16 protein-coding genes are annotated in these 17,116 nt (G+C 62.1%); 8 read left to right on the forward strand and 8 right to left on the reverse strand.

The annotated features are described in order from the left end of the window. The coding region (locus V8P77_RS30275) for a TOBE domain-containing protein (RefSeq protein WP_507237392.1) at positions 1–490 on the forward strand (490 nt) is incomplete at its 5' end. Positions 491–591: 101 nt separating this feature from the next. On the opposite strand, the gene V8P77_RS30280 is transcribed toward V8P77_RS30275, so the two are convergent. The 3 genes from V8P77_RS30280 to V8P77_RS30290 all read right to left on the reverse strand — a co-directional run bounded on the left by V8P77_RS30280 (position 592) and on the right by V8P77_RS30290 (position 4,952). Next, positions 592–2,835, reverse strand: a complete 2,244-nt coding sequence (locus V8P77_RS30280; RefSeq protein WP_335915872.1) for a glycoside hydrolase family 2 protein — start codon at positions 2,833–2,835, stop codon at positions 592–594. A gap of 101 nt (positions 2,836–2,936) precedes the next feature. Further along, a complete protein-coding gene (locus V8P77_RS30285; RefSeq protein WP_335915873.1) occupies positions 2,937–3,935 on the reverse strand; it encodes a LacI family DNA-binding transcriptional regulator in 999 nt (332 codons plus the stop codon). A 9-nt stretch (positions 3,936–3,944) separates the two neighbouring features. After that, positions 3,945–4,952: a Gfo/Idh/MocA family protein gene (locus tag V8P77_RS30290; RefSeq protein ID WP_335915874.1), complete on the reverse strand. Its 1,008-nt coding sequence runs from the start codon at positions 4,950–4,952 to the stop codon at positions 3,945–3,947. 196 nt (positions 4,953–5,148) lie between these two features. Between V8P77_RS30290 and V8P77_RS30295 the strand changes: the two genes are divergently transcribed. The 5 genes from V8P77_RS30295 to V8P77_RS30315 all read left to right on the forward strand — a co-directional run bounded on the left by V8P77_RS30295 (position 5,149) and on the right by V8P77_RS30315 (position 10,242). Beyond that, on the forward strand, positions 5,149–6,441 hold the full coding sequence (locus V8P77_RS30295) for an ABC transporter substrate-binding protein (RefSeq protein WP_335915875.1): 1,293 nt from the start codon (positions 5,149–5,151) through the stop codon (positions 6,439–6,441). 105 nt (positions 6,442–6,546) lie between these two features. Further along, positions 6,547–7,434 (forward strand): carbohydrate ABC transporter permease, encoded by an 888-nt coding sequence (locus V8P77_RS30300; protein WP_335915876.1) that lies wholly within the window; start codon positions 6,547–6,549, stop codon positions 7,432–7,434. 1 nt (position 7,435) lies between these two features. Next, positions 7,436–8,347: a carbohydrate ABC transporter permease gene (locus V8P77_RS30305; RefSeq protein ID WP_027689374.1), complete on the forward strand. Its 912-nt coding sequence runs from the start codon at positions 7,436–7,438 to the stop codon at positions 8,345–8,347. A gap of 19 nt (positions 8,348–8,366) precedes the next feature. Next, positions 8,367–9,449: an ABC transporter ATP-binding protein gene (locus V8P77_RS30310; protein WP_335915880.1), complete on the forward strand. Its 1,083-nt coding sequence runs from the start codon at positions 8,367–8,369 to the stop codon at positions 9,447–9,449. 43 nt (positions 9,450–9,492) lie between these two features. After that, positions 9,493–10,242: a ThuA domain-containing protein gene (locus V8P77_RS30315; protein ID WP_335915882.1), complete on the forward strand. Its 750-nt coding sequence runs from the start codon at positions 9,493–9,495 to the stop codon at positions 10,240–10,242. A gap of 1 nt (position 10,243) precedes the next feature. Here V8P77_RS30315 and V8P77_RS30320 read toward each other — a convergent pair whose 3' ends face one another. The 3 genes from V8P77_RS30320 to V8P77_RS30330 all read right to left on the reverse strand — a co-directional run bounded on the left by V8P77_RS30320 (position 10,244) and on the right by V8P77_RS30330 (position 13,351). After that, complete coding sequence (locus V8P77_RS30320) at positions 10,244–11,155, reverse strand: SMP-30/gluconolactonase/LRE family protein (protein WP_335915884.1); 912 nt, start codon at positions 11,153–11,155, stop codon at positions 10,244–10,246. Between the two features lie 95 nt (positions 11,156–11,250). Beyond that, the gene (locus V8P77_RS30325) at positions 11,251–12,072 is read right to left on the reverse strand and encodes an SDR family oxidoreductase (RefSeq protein ID WP_335915885.1); all 822 of its coding nucleotides are present in this window, start codon (positions 12,070–12,072) and stop codon (positions 11,251–11,253) included. A gap of 91 nt (positions 12,073–12,163) precedes the next feature. Next, positions 12,164–13,351 carry a phytanoyl-CoA dioxygenase family protein gene (locus tag V8P77_RS30330; protein WP_335915886.1) on the reverse strand — a complete coding sequence of 396 codons (1,188 nt, stop codon included), beginning with the start codon at positions 13,349–13,351 and terminating at the stop codon, positions 12,164–12,166. Between the two features lie 94 nt (positions 13,352–13,445). On the opposite strand from V8P77_RS30330, the gene V8P77_RS30335 reads away from it, so the two are divergent. Both V8P77_RS30335 and V8P77_RS30340 read left to right on the forward strand, forming a co-directional pair. Further along, positions 13,446–14,474, forward strand: coding sequence for a LacI family DNA-binding transcriptional regulator (locus tag V8P77_RS30335; protein WP_335915887.1), 1,029 nt, complete (start codon positions 13,446–13,448; stop codon positions 14,472–14,474). A gap of 65 nt (positions 14,475–14,539) precedes the next feature. Then, positions 14,540–15,757 (forward strand): adenylate/guanylate cyclase domain-containing protein, encoded by a 1,218-nt coding sequence (locus V8P77_RS30340; protein WP_335915889.1) that lies wholly within the window; start codon positions 14,540–14,542, stop codon positions 15,755–15,757. Positions 15,758–15,779: 22 nt separating this feature from the next. Here the strand turns inward: V8P77_RS30340 and V8P77_RS30345 are convergent, their stop codons facing one another. Then, positions 15,780–16,559 carry an SDR family oxidoreductase gene (locus tag V8P77_RS30345; protein ID WP_335915891.1) on the reverse strand — a complete coding sequence of 260 codons (780 nt, stop codon included), beginning with the start codon at positions 16,557–16,559 and terminating at the stop codon, positions 15,780–15,782. Between the two features lie 77 nt (positions 16,560–16,636). After that, the gene (locus tag V8P77_RS30350; protein ID WP_168265076.1) at positions 16,637–17,038 is read right to left on the reverse strand and encodes a DoxX family protein; all 402 of its coding nucleotides are present in this window, start codon (positions 17,036–17,038) and stop codon (positions 16,637–16,639) included. Positions 17,039–17,116: the final 78 nt, after the last annotated feature.

The raw sequence follows: 17,116 nt of genomic DNA on the forward strand, positions 1-17,116 counted from the left end.
CGGCGTGCTGCAGCAGTTCGGCACGCCGGCCGAGATCTATAACAGCCCTTCCAACATCTTCGTCGCCGACTTCATGGGATCGCCGGCGATGAACCTCTTGACCGCCACCGTCGAGAACGGCGCCGGCGGCCTCGAAGTCTCGCTGGAGCGGCCGAATGCCGCCCCGCTCCGATTGCCCGTCATCTCAGGCAATGACGGCCTGAGCGCCTATACCGGCAGACAGGTGATCTTCGGCATCCGCCCGGAGGCCTTGACCGATCCCGATGGCGCCGACCGCAAGGCACGCTCGCTGACCGAGGGTGATTGCCTGATCGAGGTGGTCGAACCCGCCGGCTCCGACACCTTCGCCGTCACCAAGCTCGGCGGCAAATCCGTCGTCGCCCGCCTGCGCGCCGATACCGGCATCGCGCCAGGACAAAACACCCGCCTCGCCTTCAATCTCGATAAGGCCGTGTTCTTCGATCCCGAAACACACGCGCGGATCGCGTGAGGGCCATTGGAACGCCGCGCGTCTATAGATGCGCTAAGGACGCTCTAACACTTTGAGTTTGCGCATAACCCCGAAATCGATTTCGATTTCCGGGTTATGCGCTAGGCGGCCGTCACACTGACCTTCACCGGAGGAAAACGAGAGGAGACCGCTTTGACGGTGATCTCGCCGGTGAACCCTGTCGCCTCCAACCAGAAGCCGGCGGTGCCGCCCTGCAGAGGCACGTTGGTCGGGCCGACGATCCTTGCCGGGCCGTGCACCTTCAGCGAAATGCTGTCGTTCATGAAAGGCAGACGCTGGCCGCGCTGGTCGAGGGCGCGGATGATGACGCGCGTGCTGTCGCGTTCGCGGGCTTTCAACGTGGGGCTATCGGCAACCACTTCCAGGGTCGTCGGCAATGGATCGGCCGCCAGCGTCAGGCTGGCCACCGGCTCGCCGCCGATATAACCGGTGAAGGTGCCGTCGATCCATTCGAGACCCCAGGTGCCGAGCTCATCGGCAGTGAAATGACGATGGTCGAGCACGACGGGCGGATGCGGCAGATGCGGGTAGTTCTCGCGGTCCGGACCGATACGGTTGGAAAGCGAGCCATATTGCAGCTCCACCTCGTCGCAGTTGGTCAGGATGATCAGCGGCAGCACGCCGCCGATATTGCGTTCGCCGCGCGCCCAGAAGGTCACCGGCTTCATGACGATCTCCTCGGAAGGGTCGCACTGGCTGATATAGGCATAGGCCGCGAATTTCGGCTCACGGAACATGTCCATGACGCCGTGATAGCAGATGCGGTCGCCGGAGCCGAAATCCTTGTGGGTGTTGTAATCGAACATGCACCAGCCGATGGCGCCGGAGATATCGGGATCGCCATAGGCGGCATTCAGCACTTCCAGGTGACGGCGCACATGCTCGGCCTGGCGCTGCTCCTGGTCATAAATCTTCGTCGGGTGCATGTGGCCGTTGAACTCGGTAATGAGGTACGGCACCTTGTGCGATAGTCCGGTATTTTCCTGCTGGGCGCGCAGCGCGGTGCGCGGGCGGTTGGCGCCCGGCAGTTCCTCGTTGCCGAGGATGAAGTCGTTCATCGTATAGACGTCTTCGAGCAGCTCGCTCTCGGTGAGATAACGCACGCCGCCGGTCTGACGGGTGCTGTCGAGTTCACGGGCGAGACGGTTGGTCTCGGCGTAGAAATCGTGATTATCCTGCGATTCGTTGATGCGCACGCCCCAGATGATGATGGAGGGGTGGTTCCAGTCGCGCTCGATCATGCGGCGGACGTTCTCGATCGATTCCTGCTGCCAGTCGGCATCGCCGATATGCTGCCAGCCGGGGATCTCCTCGAAAACGAGCAGGCCGATCGCGTCGCATCGATCGAGGAACCATTTCGACTGCGGATAATGCGAAGTGCGGACGACATTGCACTTCAGCACCGTCTTCATGATGTCGGCGTCACGCTCCTGGGCAGAGCGGCCGGCGGCATAACCGACATAGGGGAAGGCCTGGTGACGGTTGAGGCCGCGCAGCTTCAGCGGCTTGCCGTTGAGGAGGAAACCTTCCGGCGTGAATTCGGCGGTGCGGAAGCCGAACCGGGTGGAAATACGGTCGGAGCCGTGTTCGGTCCTGAGCTCGACGGTGACGTCATAGAGCGTGGGATCGGTGATGTCCCAGAGGGCGATGCCGGTGAGGCCGCCAAACGAGAGCGTGGTGCGGCTGCCAATCGTTTCGGTCGCGGCAGTGGCGACCACCGTGCCGTCGGCCTGTTTCAGCGTGGCGGTGACGGTCGCCGAGAAGCTGCGGCCCTCGGGATTGGCGATGTCGACGCGTATGGTCGCCGATTTCTCCGGGCGAAGAACGTCAGTGGTTTCGATCTTGAGATTGCGGATCGAGACCGGGTCGGTGACCTTCAGCCAGACGTCGCGATAGATGCCGGCATAGGTCAGATAATCGATGCGGCCGCCGAAAGGCGGAATGTCGGGGTTTTCGCTGCCGTCGATCTTGACGGTGACGAGGTTCTCGCCCTTGACGAGCTTGCCGGTGAGGCGGACCTCGAAGGGAGTGTAGCCGTCCTTATGGGCAATGATCTCTTCGCCGTTCAGGTAGACGACGCTGTCGGCCATGGCGGCGTCGAAGACGAGCGAGACCTCGCGGCCCTCGAATTCCGGCAGCCAGCGCAGCACCTTCTGATAGGTGAAGGCGCGCTGATAGCTGGTCTCGTCGAAATAGCTGAAAGGCAGTTCGACGGCGGTATGCGGCAGGCTGACCGACTTGGCCGCATCGAAAGCTTCGAGCAAACGCTGGCCGAAGCCCTCATGGAAACTCCAGCCTTCGTTGAAGGAAACGACGGAACGCATTTCAGGCTCTCCCGGTTACGGCATCAGGGACGGTGCGGCGCCTTTCGGCGCGTGAAAATTGAGTCATACTATCCTCCTTGATGCAATGGGTATGCGAGCTGTCAGGCGGTCGAGCCCCAGCGGGCGGTGCAGGTGAGCGTGATGCTGTGCGGGCCTTCGACCTCGGCGTCATGGCGTTCGATCAGTTCGACGACGGCATCGATGAAGGCGACGTGGTCGAGGCTCAGCGTGGTCAGGTCGTTGCAATCCCAGGCGGCCATGGCAATGCCGTCCTGGCCGACGATGGCGATATCATCAGGCGTGTTCTTGCCAATCACCCGACGGGCTGCATCACGTGCGCCGATCGCCATGACGTCGTTGCCGCAGATGATGGCATCGACCTTATCCCGGTGCAGCAGGAGCACGGCTTCCTTGAAGCCGGAATCATAGGAGTAGTCACCGAAGGCCTGTGCCTCGAAAGCAAGGCCGCGCTTGGCCAGCGCATCGGCGAACCATTTGCGCCTGAGCTTGTCGATCCAGCTTGAATTGGTGCCGGAGAGGTAGGCGAAACGCTTCTTGCCGTCGCGGATGATCTTGTCGATGATCTCGTCGGCGGCCTCAGCGCCGTCGATGCGGATGCTGGAGACGCTTTCGTTTTCGAGCGGCTCGAAGGAGACGATGATCGGCTTCGTCGTGTGGAAGATATCGACGGCATCCTGCATCGACACCATGTCGGAGAAGACGACGACGTGATCGACCTGATAGGTGGAGGCAAGGCGCATCAACTGCAGCCGGTCGGAATGATCGGCGCAGCAGAGGATGATCGGCAGCAATTGTCTCGCCTGCAGACGGTGGACGAGAAGCTGCTGCTCCTCGGCCTCGCAAGGGTTGCCGATCGCATTGACGACGAGGGCGACGAGCCGCGAACGCTGGTTGTTCAGCGAGCGGGCGATCGCGTTCGGCTGGTAGCCGTGTTCACGGGCGACGGCGAGGATGCGGTCGCGCGTGGCGCTGCCAATGCGCGAATCCGGCGAGAAGGCGCGGGAAATGGTGGCGGAGGAGACGCCGGCGAGTTTCGCCAGTTCCTTCGAGGTGATCCGCCGTCTGCTCATACCGCTCATCTTCAACGCCTATCGGGCGACGATCCTGACGGAAGCGCCGTCGGCCGCTGCCGATTCCTTGATTGCATCCCATAGCCTAGCGAATCTGAGGCCCATTTCAACGGAGCCGGAGTTTTCCATCTTTCCCTCGCGAATGGCGAGGAAATTCTTCATCGGGTTGCCGAGAATCTCGGCTTCCTCGCGCGGCTCGGCGGTACGCCCGATACTGATCTCGCGCCAGCCTCCCCAGGCGTCGATGCGCACGATCGCCTTCGAATAGAAGAAGGTGATATAGGAAGCGCAGCCCGGAGGGCCTTCACCGGCGGCCGTCAATGTCGCGAGCGCGCCGTTCTTCAGCCGGGCGGAGACGGCGGTGGCGATATCGACCTGTCTGCCGTGATTGTTCATGTAGGCCGACACGCTGTCGAAATCGGAATTGGCGAGCAGGCAGACCGTGTTCATCATATGGGCACCGGTGTCGAACATGAAGCCGCCGCCGGAGATATCAGGCTGCTGCTTCCAGTGGCCGTCATAATTGGACGACCAGCTTTCCCAGATCATGCCCGATATGGCGATCAACGCGCCGAATTCGCCGGTGAGAGCCCGCCGGCGCGTGTCGAGGACCAGCGGCGACAGGCCGCCCTGGAAGGCGGTGACGATGGTGGCGCCGCTCTTTTTCTGCGCGGCAATCAGCCTCTCGGCTTCAGTGACCGTCGTCACCATCGGCTTTTCCAGGAAGAGGTCGAGGCCAGCCTCGGCGACGGCAGTTGCCTGCTCGGCATGGAAGGCGTGCGGGGTCGAGACGTAGACGATGTCGAGTTCGCCCCGGCATTCGGCAAGCATCTGGCGATAATCCTCGAAGCCCTTCGGTTTGGGTGTGTCGGCGGCGAGGCAGACGTCGATCAGGCGCTGGCGCGACGCCGCCGTGGTGTCGGCGAGTGCAGCAAATTCGATCTCCGGCATCTTGACCCAGCTCTCGGCATATTCCGCCGCCTTCAAGCCGGCGCCGATGACGCCGAGGCGCAATTTCCTAGTCATGAAATTCCTCCCTGCTGTGCACACGATTACACAAACATTATGGCGATGGCAATATCTAAATAGATAAGTAATATCAGTATATTAAAACTCGCATTCGAATCTTTTCAAAAACCGTCTTGTCAGTGTTTGGAATGCGTGTACATTTTCGCAACCGGTGCTGGAGGGCGCCGTGTCTCTAAAAAAGGGAGGACTTCCGTTGAAGAAAATGGTTCTTGGCGGCCTATGCGCCATTCTGCTGAGCGCGGTTTCGACGCTGGCACAGGCAGAAACAATCCGAATTGCAAATCATGGTCAGGCCGGCATCGATGCGATGAAGTCGACGGTCGAGCGGATCGAAAAGAAATATGGCGTCACCGTCGAGGTCATCGAATATCCGGCACCCGACAAGGATTATCTGACCAAGCTCCTGACCGAGCTCGGCGCCGGCAACGCGCCCGACCTGTTCTCCATCCCGACGACGGCTGCCGTCGCCGACATGGTGGAGGCCGGTTACCTCGCGCCTGTTACCAAGGAGTTCAAGGCCTGGGACGGCTACGCCAACCTCTATGACGTCGCCAAGGAGCTTGCCGTCAGCCCGGATGGTGAAACCTATGTGATGCCGTTCATGCTCGGCATCCAGGAAATCTATTATCGCAAGGACGTTCTCGAAAAGGCCGGTATCTCGACCGAACAGCCGAAGACCTGGCAGGAGCTTCTCGACCGCGCGGCCGAAGTCAAGCAGAAGACCGGCGCCTACGGCCTGCTCTTCCCGGCCGGCGTCTCCTGGGGAAGCGGTGCCTTCGACGAAGGCTTCCAGCATCTGCTCGTCGGTTCCAAGACGCCGCAGCTGGTCGATGCCGACGGCAAGCTCGATCTGAATGGCGAAGGCATCAAGGATGTCTTCAACGTCTACAAGGAACTGATCGACAAGGATCTGATGCCGACGCAGCCGCTGCTCGGACCCGAGCCCTGGGTCGTGCCGAAGTACCAGATGTTCCCGGAAGGCAAGCTCGCCGCGACCACCTGCGGCTCCTGGTGCTATATTTTCGACTGGGGTCGCGAAAGCAAGAATCCGATCCCTGACGTGACGAAGGTGGTCGGCACCTGGACCGTTCCCGGCCAGAGCAGCGGCCAATATGTGCTTGCCAATCTCGCTGCGCCGTGGGCCGTCAATTCCAAGTCGGCCAATACCGAGCTGGCGATCAAGGCGCTGATGGAGATCGGCTCGATCGAGACGCAGATTTCCTACGCTGCCCGCATCGGCAACATCCCCGCCAGCACGGATGCGGCTGACAATGGCGAGTTCCAGAAGTTAACGGAACTGGTTCCGATCCACGCGGCGGCCGGAAACGGCGTGTTCCTGAAACAGGCCTCCGGTTTCGGTACGGTCTCGGAAGGTGTGGCGCGCGCCACCGAGGCGCTGCTGCGCAAGGAAACCGATGCCGCCGGCGCCCAGAAGATCCTTGTCGACTACGTCAAGGAAACGCTCGGCGACGACATGGTCAAGTAGGCTCCGGCACCCTCTCTTCCGCCAGGACGGGACGCGGCGCCAACGCCCGCGTCTTCCCGCTTTCATTCGATAAGCCGGTTCCATCGATAAGGTTTGTGAGCTTCCATGGCCCGAAACTCTCATGAAAAGCGCGCCGAGCGGCAATGGCTGCTGATCCTGCTGCCCTCGCTGGTGCTGCTTCTGGCCTTCGTCATCTATCCGGCCCTCTATTCGATCTATCTGAGCTTCACCAATGAAGCGCTGACCGGGGCCGCGGCCCTTCGGCCCCGTTTCGTCGGTTTCAGGAATTACACGCGGCTCTTCAACGACGCGAAGTTCTGGAATTCCCTGTTCGTCACCTTCGTCTTCGTCATCGGTTCGGCGGTGATCGGCCAGTTCGTGCTCGGCCTGATCTCGGCAATTGCGTTGCGCCGACCGATCCGCTTTCGGCGGGTGTTCTCGTCGATCATCCTGTTGCCGAATGCAGCCCCTGAAGTCGTCGCCGGTTTCATGTGGATCTCGATGCTGGCAGGCGGCGATAATGCCACACTCAGCCGCATCGTCAGTTTTTTCGGCATCACGCCGGCCGACTGGCTGCAGGTCTTCCCGCTGTCGATGATCATCGTCGTCAACACCTGGCGCGGCATCGCCACGGCGATGATCCTGTTGACGGCCGGCCTCAGCACCATTCCAGCGGAGATCTATGAGGCGGCGCGCATGGACGGCGCCACTCCGTCGCAGATGTTTCGCCGCATCACCCTGCCGCTGATGATGCCAACGATCCTGCTCTACATGCTGATCTCGGCCGTCTCCACCATCGCCGTCTTTGGCCTGGTCTATGCGCTGACGCGCGGCGGACCGGGCGGGGCGACCGAGGTGATCAGCATCTATATCTACAACCAGTCCTTTACGTCGTTCCAGCTGGGTTATGGTGCCGCGGTCGCCGTCGTCGCGCTCGTCATCTCGCTGATATTAGGTATCGCCTATGTCCGGGCCATGAAGGTGGAGGTCTGACATGGCCGTCGTTTCCCCAAGCGAAACTGCAAACAAGGGTCGCTCCGACCTCATCGCCTATGCGACGCTGTCGCTGATCTCGATCTTCTGCGCGGTGCCCTTCTTCTGGGTGCTGCTTGCCTCGCTCGACGGTAATGCCCAGCTCTTCCTGCACTGGCCGGAGCAGTGGACCTTCGCCAACTACATCCGCGTCTTCACCAAGGAGGACGGGGCGAAGTGGCTGTTCAACTCGCTCTTCGTGGTCGCTAGCGCGACGCTGCTCGTCATGGTGCTTTCGGGGCTCGGCGGTTATGCGCTGTCGCGCACCCGCGCCTGGTGGAAGCTGCCCTTCCTCTACGCGATCCTGCTCATCCGGGTGCTGCCGCCGACGGCGCTCGTCGTGCCGCTCTACAAATTCCTGCTGACGTTGAACAATGCGGAAGCGGCGGTGCTCAGACCGATCTTCGGCAGCTATGCCCGCGACATCATGCGCTGGACCGGCTTCATCGACGGTTATCTCGGGCTGATCCTGGTGCTTGCGACGATGCAATTGCCGCTGGCGCTCTGGATCATGAAGACCTTCTTCGACGGGCTGCCGAGGGACTATGAGGAGGCGGCGCTGATGGATGGGGCAACACTGATACAGCGCATCCGCCGGGTGCTGATCCCGCTGGCGCTGCCCGGGCTTGCCGCTGCCGGTCTCTTCGCCTTCATGTCGGCCTGGGGCGATTTCCTGCTGCCGCTGATCTTCCTGTCGTCGCCGGAGCTGCAGACGCTGCCGCTCGGTCTTTTCCGCGCCTTCCTGCGCATCAACGAGATCGATTATGGCCTGCTGACGGCTCTGGCATTCATCTACCTGCTGCCTGCCGTCGTCGCCTTCGGCTTTGCGCGGCGCTTCCTCGTCCAGACATTCTCGGGCGGCGTGAAGGGCTGAGATCAAGAAAGAGAAACAGATGATCAATCTCAGAAACGTTCGCAAATTCTACGGCGCGCTCGAGGTTATCAAGGGCGTCGACATCACCGTGGAAGACGGCGAATTCGCGGTCTTCGTCGGCCCGTCCGGCTGCGGCAAGTCCACACTGCTGCGCATGATCGCCGGCCTCGAAGGCATCGACGACGGCGACCTGATCCTCAACGGCAAACGCATCAACGACGTGCCGCCAGACAAGCGCGGCATCGCCATGGTGTTCCAGTCCTATGCGCTCTATCCGCATATGAGCGTTGCCGAAAACATCGGCTTCTCGCTCAGCCTGAAGAAGGTGCCGGAGGCGGAGATCCGCCGGCAGGTGGAAGGTGTCGCCGAAATCCTGCAGCTCACCGACTATCTCGACCGCCGCCCGGCCGCCCTTTCCGGCGGCCAGCGCCAGCGTGTCGCGATCGGCCGCGCCATCATCAAGAAGCCGGCGCTGATCCTGTTCGACGAGCCACTGTCGAACCTCGATTCGGCGCTGCGCGTGCAGATGCGCGCCGAGTTGCAGCGCCTGCACCGCGAGCTGAAGGCGACGGTTGTCTACGTCACCCACGACCAGGTGGAGGCGATGACGATGGCCGACCGTATCGTCGTGCTGAACAAGGGCGTGGTGGCGCAGGAGGGTGCGCCGATGTCGCTCTACCATCAGCCGGACAACGAATTCGTCGCGACCTTCATCGGCTCGCCGAAGATGAACGTCATTCCCGTTGCTGTAACGCGGCTTGCTGCCGGCAAGGTGCATCTCGACAGTCCGATCGGGCTTTCGCTCGATCTCGCCGACGCCGACGGCGCGGTGCCGCAGGGCGAGGCCAAGCTTGGCATCCGGCCGGAGCATCTGAAGATCGCAGCCGAGGGCCAGGAGCACTTTACGGCCGAAGTCGTCATCGTCGAGCGCCTCGGCGTCGAGACCTACATGACCGTCGGCTCGCAGGAGCAGCCGATCGTCGTGCGCGCCGAGGGCGATATCGCCGTGCGGCCGGGTGACCGTGTGTCGCTGACGGCCGATCCCGCCGCCTGCCATCTGTTCGATTCCGCTGGCCGGGTGATCCGCCCGGCAACCGCCTGACAGTTTCGCCCGACACATCAAGACCTAAACATCGAGGAATGCCATGACAATCAAGGTCACCATATGGAACGAGGGACGCCACGAGCAGCTCCACAAGGAGGTTCAGGAGATTTACCCCGATCGTATCGACGGAGCGATCGCGTCAGGCATTGCCCATCCGGATTTCGAAATTCGTCGCGGCACGCTCGATGATCCTGATCAAGGCCTGCCGGACAGCGTGCTCGACAATACCGACGTGCTACTCTGGTGGGGGCATATGGCGCATGAGGAGGTCAGCGACGGGCTGATCGACCGCGTGCAGCAGCGCGTGCTCAAGGGCATGGGCCTGCTGGTCCTGCATTCCGGCCATCATTCCAAGCTCTTCCGCCGGCTGATGGGGACCAATGCCAACCTTTCCTGGCGCGAGACGCCGGAAGGCGACCTGGAGCGCGTCTGGGTGGTCAATCCCTCGCATCCGATCGCCGAGGGGTTGCCGCCCTATTTCGAGGTCAATGCCTCGGAAATGTATGGCGAGCCCTTCGATATTCCGCAGCCGGACGAGCTGGTGTTCATTTCCTGGTATTCCGGCGGCGAGGTGTTCCGCAGCGGCTGCACCTTCCAGCGCGGGCGTGGGCGCATCTTCTTTTTCAGCCCCGGCCACGAGACCTATCCGATCTATCACGACAAAACCGTGCATAAGGTGATCTCGAACGGCATCCGCTGGGCAAAGCAGAAACACACCGATGGCCGCATCCTGGAAAACTGGCATCGGGCCGAGCCGCTGCACGGCCGCCCCGACAAGGCGAAGGCCTGATCTATGGATATTGCGCGCCGGTCGTCTTGATATAAATCGAATAGACTGAACGCGTCGCGGTGATGAAAAGCCGGTTTTTCTTGGGGCCGCCGAAGGTGAGGTTGGACACCGTCTGCGGCACCCTTATCTTGCCGAGCAGCGTTCCCTCGGGCGAAAAGCAGTGCACGCCGTCGGAGGCACTCGTCCAGAGATTGCCGGCGATATCGAAACGGAAGCCGTCGGGATGGCCGACATCGAGGCTGCAGAAGTAGCGGCTGTTGGCAAGCGCCCTGCCGTCGATGACGTCGAAAACGCGGATATGGCGCGGCACTTCATGTTTTGCGGAGCCGGAATCGGCGATGTAGAGCTTGGTTTCGTCAGGCGAGAAGGCAAGGCCGTTCGGCTGGATGAAATCCTCGACGACGGCATTGATCGTCCCGCTTACGGGGTCGATCCGGTAGACATTGCGCGTGGGCTGCTCGGGCTCGGCCTTGTGGCCCTCATAATCCGACAGGATGCCGTAGGTCGGGTCGGTGAACCAGACCCCGCCGTCGGAGTGCACGACGACGTCGTTCGGCGAGTTCAGCCGTTTGCCATGATAGCTGTCGGCGAGAACGGTGATGGTGCCGTCCGTCTCGGTGCGGGTGACACGGCGCCCGCCATGTTCGCAGGAGACCAGCCGGCCCTGCCGGTCGCGGGTGTTGCCGTTGACGTAGTTGGAGGGCGAGCGGAAGACGGAGACCGTACCATCCGGTGTCCAGCGCATCATGCGTTCATTCGGGATATCGCTCCAAAGAAGGCAGTTCAGATCGGAAAACCAGACGGGGCCTTCCGTCCAGCGGCAGCCGGAATAAAGCTCCTCGAGGCCGGCGCTGCCGATGACCATTGCACCGAAGCGTTCGTCGCGGATCTCATAAATCGGATTGTCGCCCATGCCAGTTTCCTCCCTGAATGCTGCCGTTCTTTTCCTAGCGGCAAAAAGCTGGAGGTGCCAGAGCCCGGCGATGGAAATGCCGGGCTCCGGTCGCTTCAGAGGGCCGCGACCGGATGCGGCGAGCCGTCGTAAGCGCCCCAGATCGACTGGTCGAAGCAGATGACCGAGCCGGTCATCAAGCCGGATTCGGACGACGACAAGTAAGCGCAGGCGCGCGCCACCTCGTGCGGATCGACGAGTCGGCCGAAGGGCTGGCTTGCCGCCGCCTTCTCCAGCCAATCGGCAGGGGCATCGTGATATTCGCGCTGGATCCGGTCCTCGCCCTCGGAGGCCATCCAACCGATGTTCAGACCATTGACGCGGATCCGGTTGCGCAGGAGCGCGTAGGCGGTGTTCTTCGTCAGCGTTTCCAGCGCGCCCTTGGAGGCGCAATAGGCGGCGATGAAGGGCTGGCCGGCTTTGGCTGACATCGAGCCGATATTGACGACCGTACCCTCGATGTTTTCGCGGCGCATGACCTTCACCGCCTCCTGCATCAGGAAAAACGGCGCACGAACATTGACGGCGAACATGGAGTCGAAGAGTTCCGGGCTGGTATCGAGAATGGTGCCGCGATCGGTGATGGCGGCAGCATTGACCAGCGCGTCGACGCGGCCGAAGGTCTCGTCACAGGTGCGCACGACATTCTGTACATCCTCGACCTTGCCGAGGTCGGCCTTGACGTAGACGATCCTGGCGCCGGTCGCAGCCGAAATCTCCGCCGCCCTCGCCTTGCCCTTGGCTTCGTTGCGGCCGCAGATGACGATGCCTTCCGCGCCGCGTTCGGCGAAGAGACGGGCGATGGCTGCTCCCAGCCCTTGCGTGCCGCCGGTGACGATGGCGATCTTGCCGTCGAGGCGACCGTGGTCTGTGCTCATGAGGTTCCTCCTTTGTGATGACGTACGAATGGCCTCCCGCGGGTGCGGAAGGCCTTCGTCGGTGTGGATAGGCAGCTTGCTCCGTTGCCCGTCAGCTCAACTTCTTCTGCGCCTGCTCGGCAAGTGCTGCCGTAAAGACTTCATCGTTCCAGCCTTCCCGCAACGCCTCGTGCATCAGTTGCGCCTGTGTCTTCGGCGCCAGTCCGCCGAGCGGCGGGTCGCGGTCGAGGTTGGTCGGGAAGGAGTAGCCCTCGGCGCAGGCGGCGACGGCGTTGGCGATTTCGTCAGGCGAGAGCCTGCCCTGCAAGGTCTTCAAGGCGGGAAACAGCCTAGCGCTCATTCTCTCGCGGTTGACGGTTTCCATTGCCCGACCGAAGGCGGAGGAGACCTGCAGGAGGTTGGCGACACGTTTGATGCCGGCCGAGCGGTTGGTGCCGGCGGCGTGGAAGAGGGCGGGATTGAAGAAGACGACGTCACCCTTTTCGAGTGGCAACTGGACATGGTTGGTCTCGAAATAGTCCCGGAACTCCGGCCGCTTCAGCGCGAGATAGCCCGGTACATAGGTCTGGCTGTACGGCAGGAAGAGCGTCGGGCCGCTTTCGAGCGGCATATCGCAATGGGCGACCGCACCCTGCAATGTCAGCACCGGCGAAAGCCGATGCACATGTGCCGGGAACTGCTCAATCACCTTTGAGGACTGAAAGCCGAGATGGTAGTCGCGGTGCGCCGACTGCGCCGAACCGCCCGGATTGACGCGGTTGACCTGCGCCGTCATCTGGTAGCTCGGACCGAGCCAGGCTTCGCTTGCCAGCGCAACGATGGCGTTGCCGTAATATTCGGCGAAATTTGCCGGATCGGCGAGGCAATGTTTTTCCAGCGAATTCCAGATGCGGTCGTTGGCGCCGGGCTTGGCGAAGTGGTCGCCGCCGCCGGTCGAGGTGCGGTGCTGTTCCTCGATGATCGCATCGAAGATCGTGCTGGCGCGGTCGATGATGCCGGTGTCTTCGTAAGCGCGCTTGAACACGACGACACCAGGACCATCGCCGAAGGCCTCGCAGATTTCCGCCAGGACCGCGCGTCGGCCTTCTGGCGTTGCAGCCGCCGTCATCACCTTGCTGCTGTCATAGATCAGCACGTTTTTTTCGACCACAGACGCCGAGGGGTAATCGGCAAGTGCCGTCGTCTTTTCCGCAAGGGCGCGAAACTCATCGAGATCGCAGGCGTCTTCGCTCAGCCAGACGCGGTCGGCGCGCAGTTTCTGCTGGTTGTCGGTTTTCATGGCGGGCTCCTCCCTCTTTCCATGGAGGCACTATACGCCGTGATGCCAGGTGATATAGATCAGAAATCAATCAAAAAACCATCAGGCCGGTCGCATGGCACACCTCTTTCTCGTCAAGGATATTGCCTTCCAGGCAGGGCTCAGCACCGCGACCGTCGACCGGGTGCTGAACGGCAGACCGGGAGTGCGCCGGCAGACCGAGATGCGGGTGAAGGCGGCGATCGCGGAGCTGGAGAAGCAGCAGCCAGGGGCAATGGGCAGCGGCCGCATGCTGGCAATCGATATCGTCATGGAGACGCCGCAGCGTTTCAGCGATGCGGTGCGGGCCGCCTTCGAGGCGGAGATGGCGACCTTCCTGCCGGGCATCTTCCGCTGCCGGTTCCATTTTGCCGAGGTGATGAAGCCGGCCGAGCTGGCGCAGCTTCTCGATCGCATCCGGCTGCGCGGCACGCACGGCATCGTGCTCAAGGCGCCTGACGTCACCGAGGTGGCCGCCGCCGTCGCGCGGGCGGATGCGGCCGGTATTCCTGTCGTGACGCTGGTGACCGACCTGCCGAATTCGGCGCGGATCGCCTATGCCGGCGCCGACAACCGGGCGGCGGGAGAGACCGCCGCCTATCTCATCGGCGAATTCCTCGGGAGTGATGGCGGCGGCAAGGTGCTGGTAACGCTGTCGAGCGGAAGGTTCCGCGGCGAGGAGGAGCGCGAAATCGGCTTTCGCCGCGTCATCCGCGCCCGTTATCCCGACATCGGCATTACCGAAATCAGCGAGGGGCACGGCACCGATGTGGCGACGGGAACGCTTGCCACGGCAGCGCTTGCGGCCGACCCCGCCATCAACGCCGTCTATTCGATCGGCGGCGGCAACCGGGCGGTGCTTGCGGCCTTCGACATGGCCGAACGCCCCGTCCGCGTTTTCGTCGCCCATGATCTCGATGCCGATAATCGCGCCCTGCTTGCGGCGCGTCGGATCGGCTTCGTGCTGCATCATGATCTCAAAACCGATGCGCGTTCGGCCTTCCGGGCGATCATGAGTCGGGCGACCGCCTTGCCGCGCACGGTTACGCCCTCGCTCTCATCAGTCGAAATCGTCACGCCCTACAATATGCCCGCGCCCGATTGAGCCAATTGGCTTTCCTTCCGTGCCAAATTCGGGCTACAGCTTTGGCACGAGTGAAGGTGAGCGGCATGGATTACAGCGACGTCAGCACGATTGCAGCCTGGGTGACCGAGCAGGGACTGAAGGGGGTTTCCGAATCCGAGCTCATGACCGGCTTCTGCTCGGCTTGCCGGGATGCCGGCCTGCCGCTCGACCGCGGCTTGGCGCTGATGGATACGCTGCATCCGGTGCATGAGGGCCGCGCCTTCCGCTGGGACAGTATCGAGGAGATCCAGGCCGAGTTCGAATATGGTCCGACGATTTCGGGGGAAGCGGCGTCGAACTGGCAGCGTTCGGCCTTCTATCATCTTTGGTCTCGCAACGAGCGGGAGATACGCCGGCGTCTCGGTTTCGGCGATCCGATCGATTTCTCCATGCTCGATACGATCGCCGAAGCCGGCCACACGGATTTCGTGGCTATGATGCATCGTTTTTCCGAGGCTGGCACGATCGGCGAGATGGATTGCTTCTTCTCGCATTTTGCGACGAAACATCCTGAGGGCTTCTCCGATCACGACCTCGCCATCCTGCGCAAGCTGGTGCCGGTGTTGGGGCTGGCGATCAAATGCATCGCGCTCGGCCGCATCGCCCGCACCATTGCAGAAGTCTATCTCGGCGAGGACGCCGCGCGCCAGGTGATGGAGGGAAAGATCAGCCGCGGCAAATCGGAGCGGATTTCCGCGGCACTCTGGTTTTCCGACCTGCTGAACTACACCAAAATTTCCGACAGCGTGCCGCCGGAGGAAATCATCCCGCTGCTCAACGACTATAGCGAGGCGGTGATCACGGCGATCCACGAGTCCGGCGGCAACGTGCTGAAGCTGATCGGCGACGGTGTGCTCGCCATCTTCAAGGGCGAGGTGCCGGCCGAAACGTGTCGTGCGGCGCTGAGCGCCGAGTCGCTGCTGAGGGAAAAGCTAATCACGCTGAATGCGGCGCGCGCGGCCGACGGCCGGGCGACGACCGACGTCTATATCGGCCTGCATATCGGTGATGTCTTCTACGGTAATATTGGCAGCCAGGACCGGCTCGACTTCACTGTCATCGGTCCTGCAGTCAACGAGGTCAGCCGGATCGCCTCGATGTGCCGCTCTGTCGATCTCAACCTGCTGATCTCCTCCGATTTCGCCGCAGCCATACCGGAGGAAGAGCGCACCGCGCTCGCCTGCGTCGGACGTTATGCCCTGCGTGGCGTTCAGCGTGCGCAGGAACTCTATACGCTCGACAGCGCCCGGCTGAACGGCTGATACGCCGCGACACGTTCAAGGGTCATCGCAACAAGCCTTGGCCGCCGTCGATCCAGATCGGTGTACCGGTGATGTGTCGGGCGCGGTCGGAGGCAAGGAAGAGGATGGATTCGGCAACATCCTCGCTCTTGCCGGCCTTTCCGCCGGCAATAGGGATATCGCCCTCAGGCCAGATGACCGGAACCTCCGTCTCCTCGCGGCGGCGGCTATTGGTATTGGCGCTGATATTGGTCTCGATCTCGCCGGGGCAGACGGCATTGACGCGGATCCCATGCCGACCGAGTTCGAGGGCAAGCTGCTGGACCATGGCGACCTGGCCCGCCTTGGTCGCGGTGTAGGCGGTGGCGCCCGGCGTGGTGAAGGTGCGGGTGCCGTTGATCGATGAGACGACGACGATCGAACCGCCGCGACGCTTCAGATGCGGAACAGTGAGATGCAGGGTCAGATAGGTGCCGCGCAGATTGACGGCGATGGTCTTGTCCCATTCTTCTGGTTTCAGATCGTCGATCGGCGCCCAAACACCGTTGATCCCGGCGTTGGCGACAACGATGTCGAGGCCGCCGAAGGTGTCGGTCAGTTGCGCGACGGCGCCCCGCATTTGCGCTTCGTCGCTGGTGTCTGCCGTCAACACGATCGACTCGCCGCCGGCGGCCTTGATCTCGGCGCAGGTCTTTTCGACCTCGTCGGCGGTGCGGCTCAGTGCGGCCACCCTTGCCCCCTCGGCGGCGAGCCGCAACGCGGCCGCTTTGCCGATGCCTGAACCGGCGCCTGTTACCAGTGCGATCTTTCCCTTCAGCTCCATGGGTGGGCTCTCCTTGCCGTTTTGCCGACATGCGAACTGTTCGGCGCGGCAGTTGGTTCCGAAACGAGAGCGGATCGTTAGCTCCTCCTGAGCAGGCTGTGTTGCAGTGTCCATTTCTCCGGTCCGTGGACGGCGGCAAAGAGCAGACCGGCGAGGAAGGTAAAGTGATCGATGAAGAAGCCGAATTCGGCCTGGTTTTGTTGCCAATGGGATGGGCCGTGGAAGGCGAAAGCGAGGAAGATCACATAGATGGCTGCGAGCAGGCTGGCTTCGGTGAAGAAGGCGCCTGATATAAATGCGAGTGCCAGCGCGATCTCGAAGAAGGCGGCGACCCAGGTAAGGAATGTCGCCATCGGAAAGCCGGCAGCGGTGATATAGCCTGCTGTTGCGCCGATATCGGCAAATTTGAAGCCGGCGGCCATGAAGAAGACGAAGCTGAATATGATACGGGCGACGATGATTGCGATTGCTCTGGCCATCCTGAAATCTCCTCTTTGAGTTTTCACAATGACGGACGAGATCCCCGACATCCTACACGGCGAATGAAAAAGGGCCGC

The sequence above is a fragment of the Rhizobium aouanii genome (genome assembly GCF_037002925.1).
In the GTDB taxonomy this organism is placed as follows: domain Bacteria; phylum Pseudomonadota; class Alphaproteobacteria; order Rhizobiales; family Rhizobiaceae; genus Rhizobium; species Rhizobium aouanii.

Coding starts and splice junctions, on each gene's coding strand:
- V8P77_RS30280 (WP_335915872.1), bottom strand. CDS start 2,835: ATGCGTTCCGTCGTTTCCTTCAACGAAGGCTGGAGTTTCCATGAGGGC.
- V8P77_RS30285 (WP_335915873.1), bottom strand. CDS start 3,935: ATGAGCGGTATGAGCAGACGGCGGATCACCTCGAAGGAACTGGCGAAA.
- V8P77_RS30290 (WP_335915874.1), bottom strand. CDS start 4,952: ATGACTAGGAAATTGCGCCTCGGCGTCATCGGCGCCGGCTTGAAGGCG.
- V8P77_RS30300 (WP_335915876.1), top strand. CDS start 6,547: ATGGCCCGAAACTCTCATGAAAAGCGCGCCGAGCGGCAATGGCTGCTG.
- V8P77_RS30305 (WP_027689374.1), top strand. CDS start 7,436: ATGGCCGTCGTTTCCCCAAGCGAAACTGCAAACAAGGGTCGCTCCGAC.
- V8P77_RS30310 (WP_335915880.1), top strand. CDS start 8,367: ATGATCAATCTCAGAAACGTTCGCAAATTCTACGGCGCGCTCGAGGTT.
- V8P77_RS30315 (WP_335915882.1), top strand. CDS start 9,493: ATGACAATCAAGGTCACCATATGGAACGAGGGACGCCACGAGCAGCTC.
- V8P77_RS30320 (WP_335915884.1), bottom strand. CDS start 11,155: ATGGGCGACAATCCGATTTATGAGATCCGCGACGAACGCTTCGGTGCA.
- V8P77_RS30325 (WP_335915885.1), bottom strand. CDS start 12,072: ATGAGCACAGACCACGGTCGCCTCGACGGCAAGATCGCCATCGTCACC.
- V8P77_RS30330 (WP_335915886.1), bottom strand. CDS start 13,351: ATGAAAACCGACAACCAGCAGAAACTGCGCGCCGACCGCGTCTGGCTG.
- V8P77_RS30335 (WP_335915887.1), top strand. CDS start 13,446: ATGGCACACCTCTTTCTCGTCAAGGATATTGCCTTCCAGGCAGGGCTC.
- V8P77_RS30340 (WP_335915889.1), top strand. CDS start 14,540: ATGGATTACAGCGACGTCAGCACGATTGCAGCCTGGGTGACCGAGCAG.
- V8P77_RS30345 (WP_335915891.1), bottom strand. CDS start 16,559: ATGGAGCTGAAGGGAAAGATCGCACTGGTAACAGGCGCCGGTTCAGGC.
- V8P77_RS30350 (WP_168265076.1), bottom strand. CDS start 17,038: ATGGCCAGAGCAATCGCAATCATCGTCGCCCGTATCATATTCAGCTTC.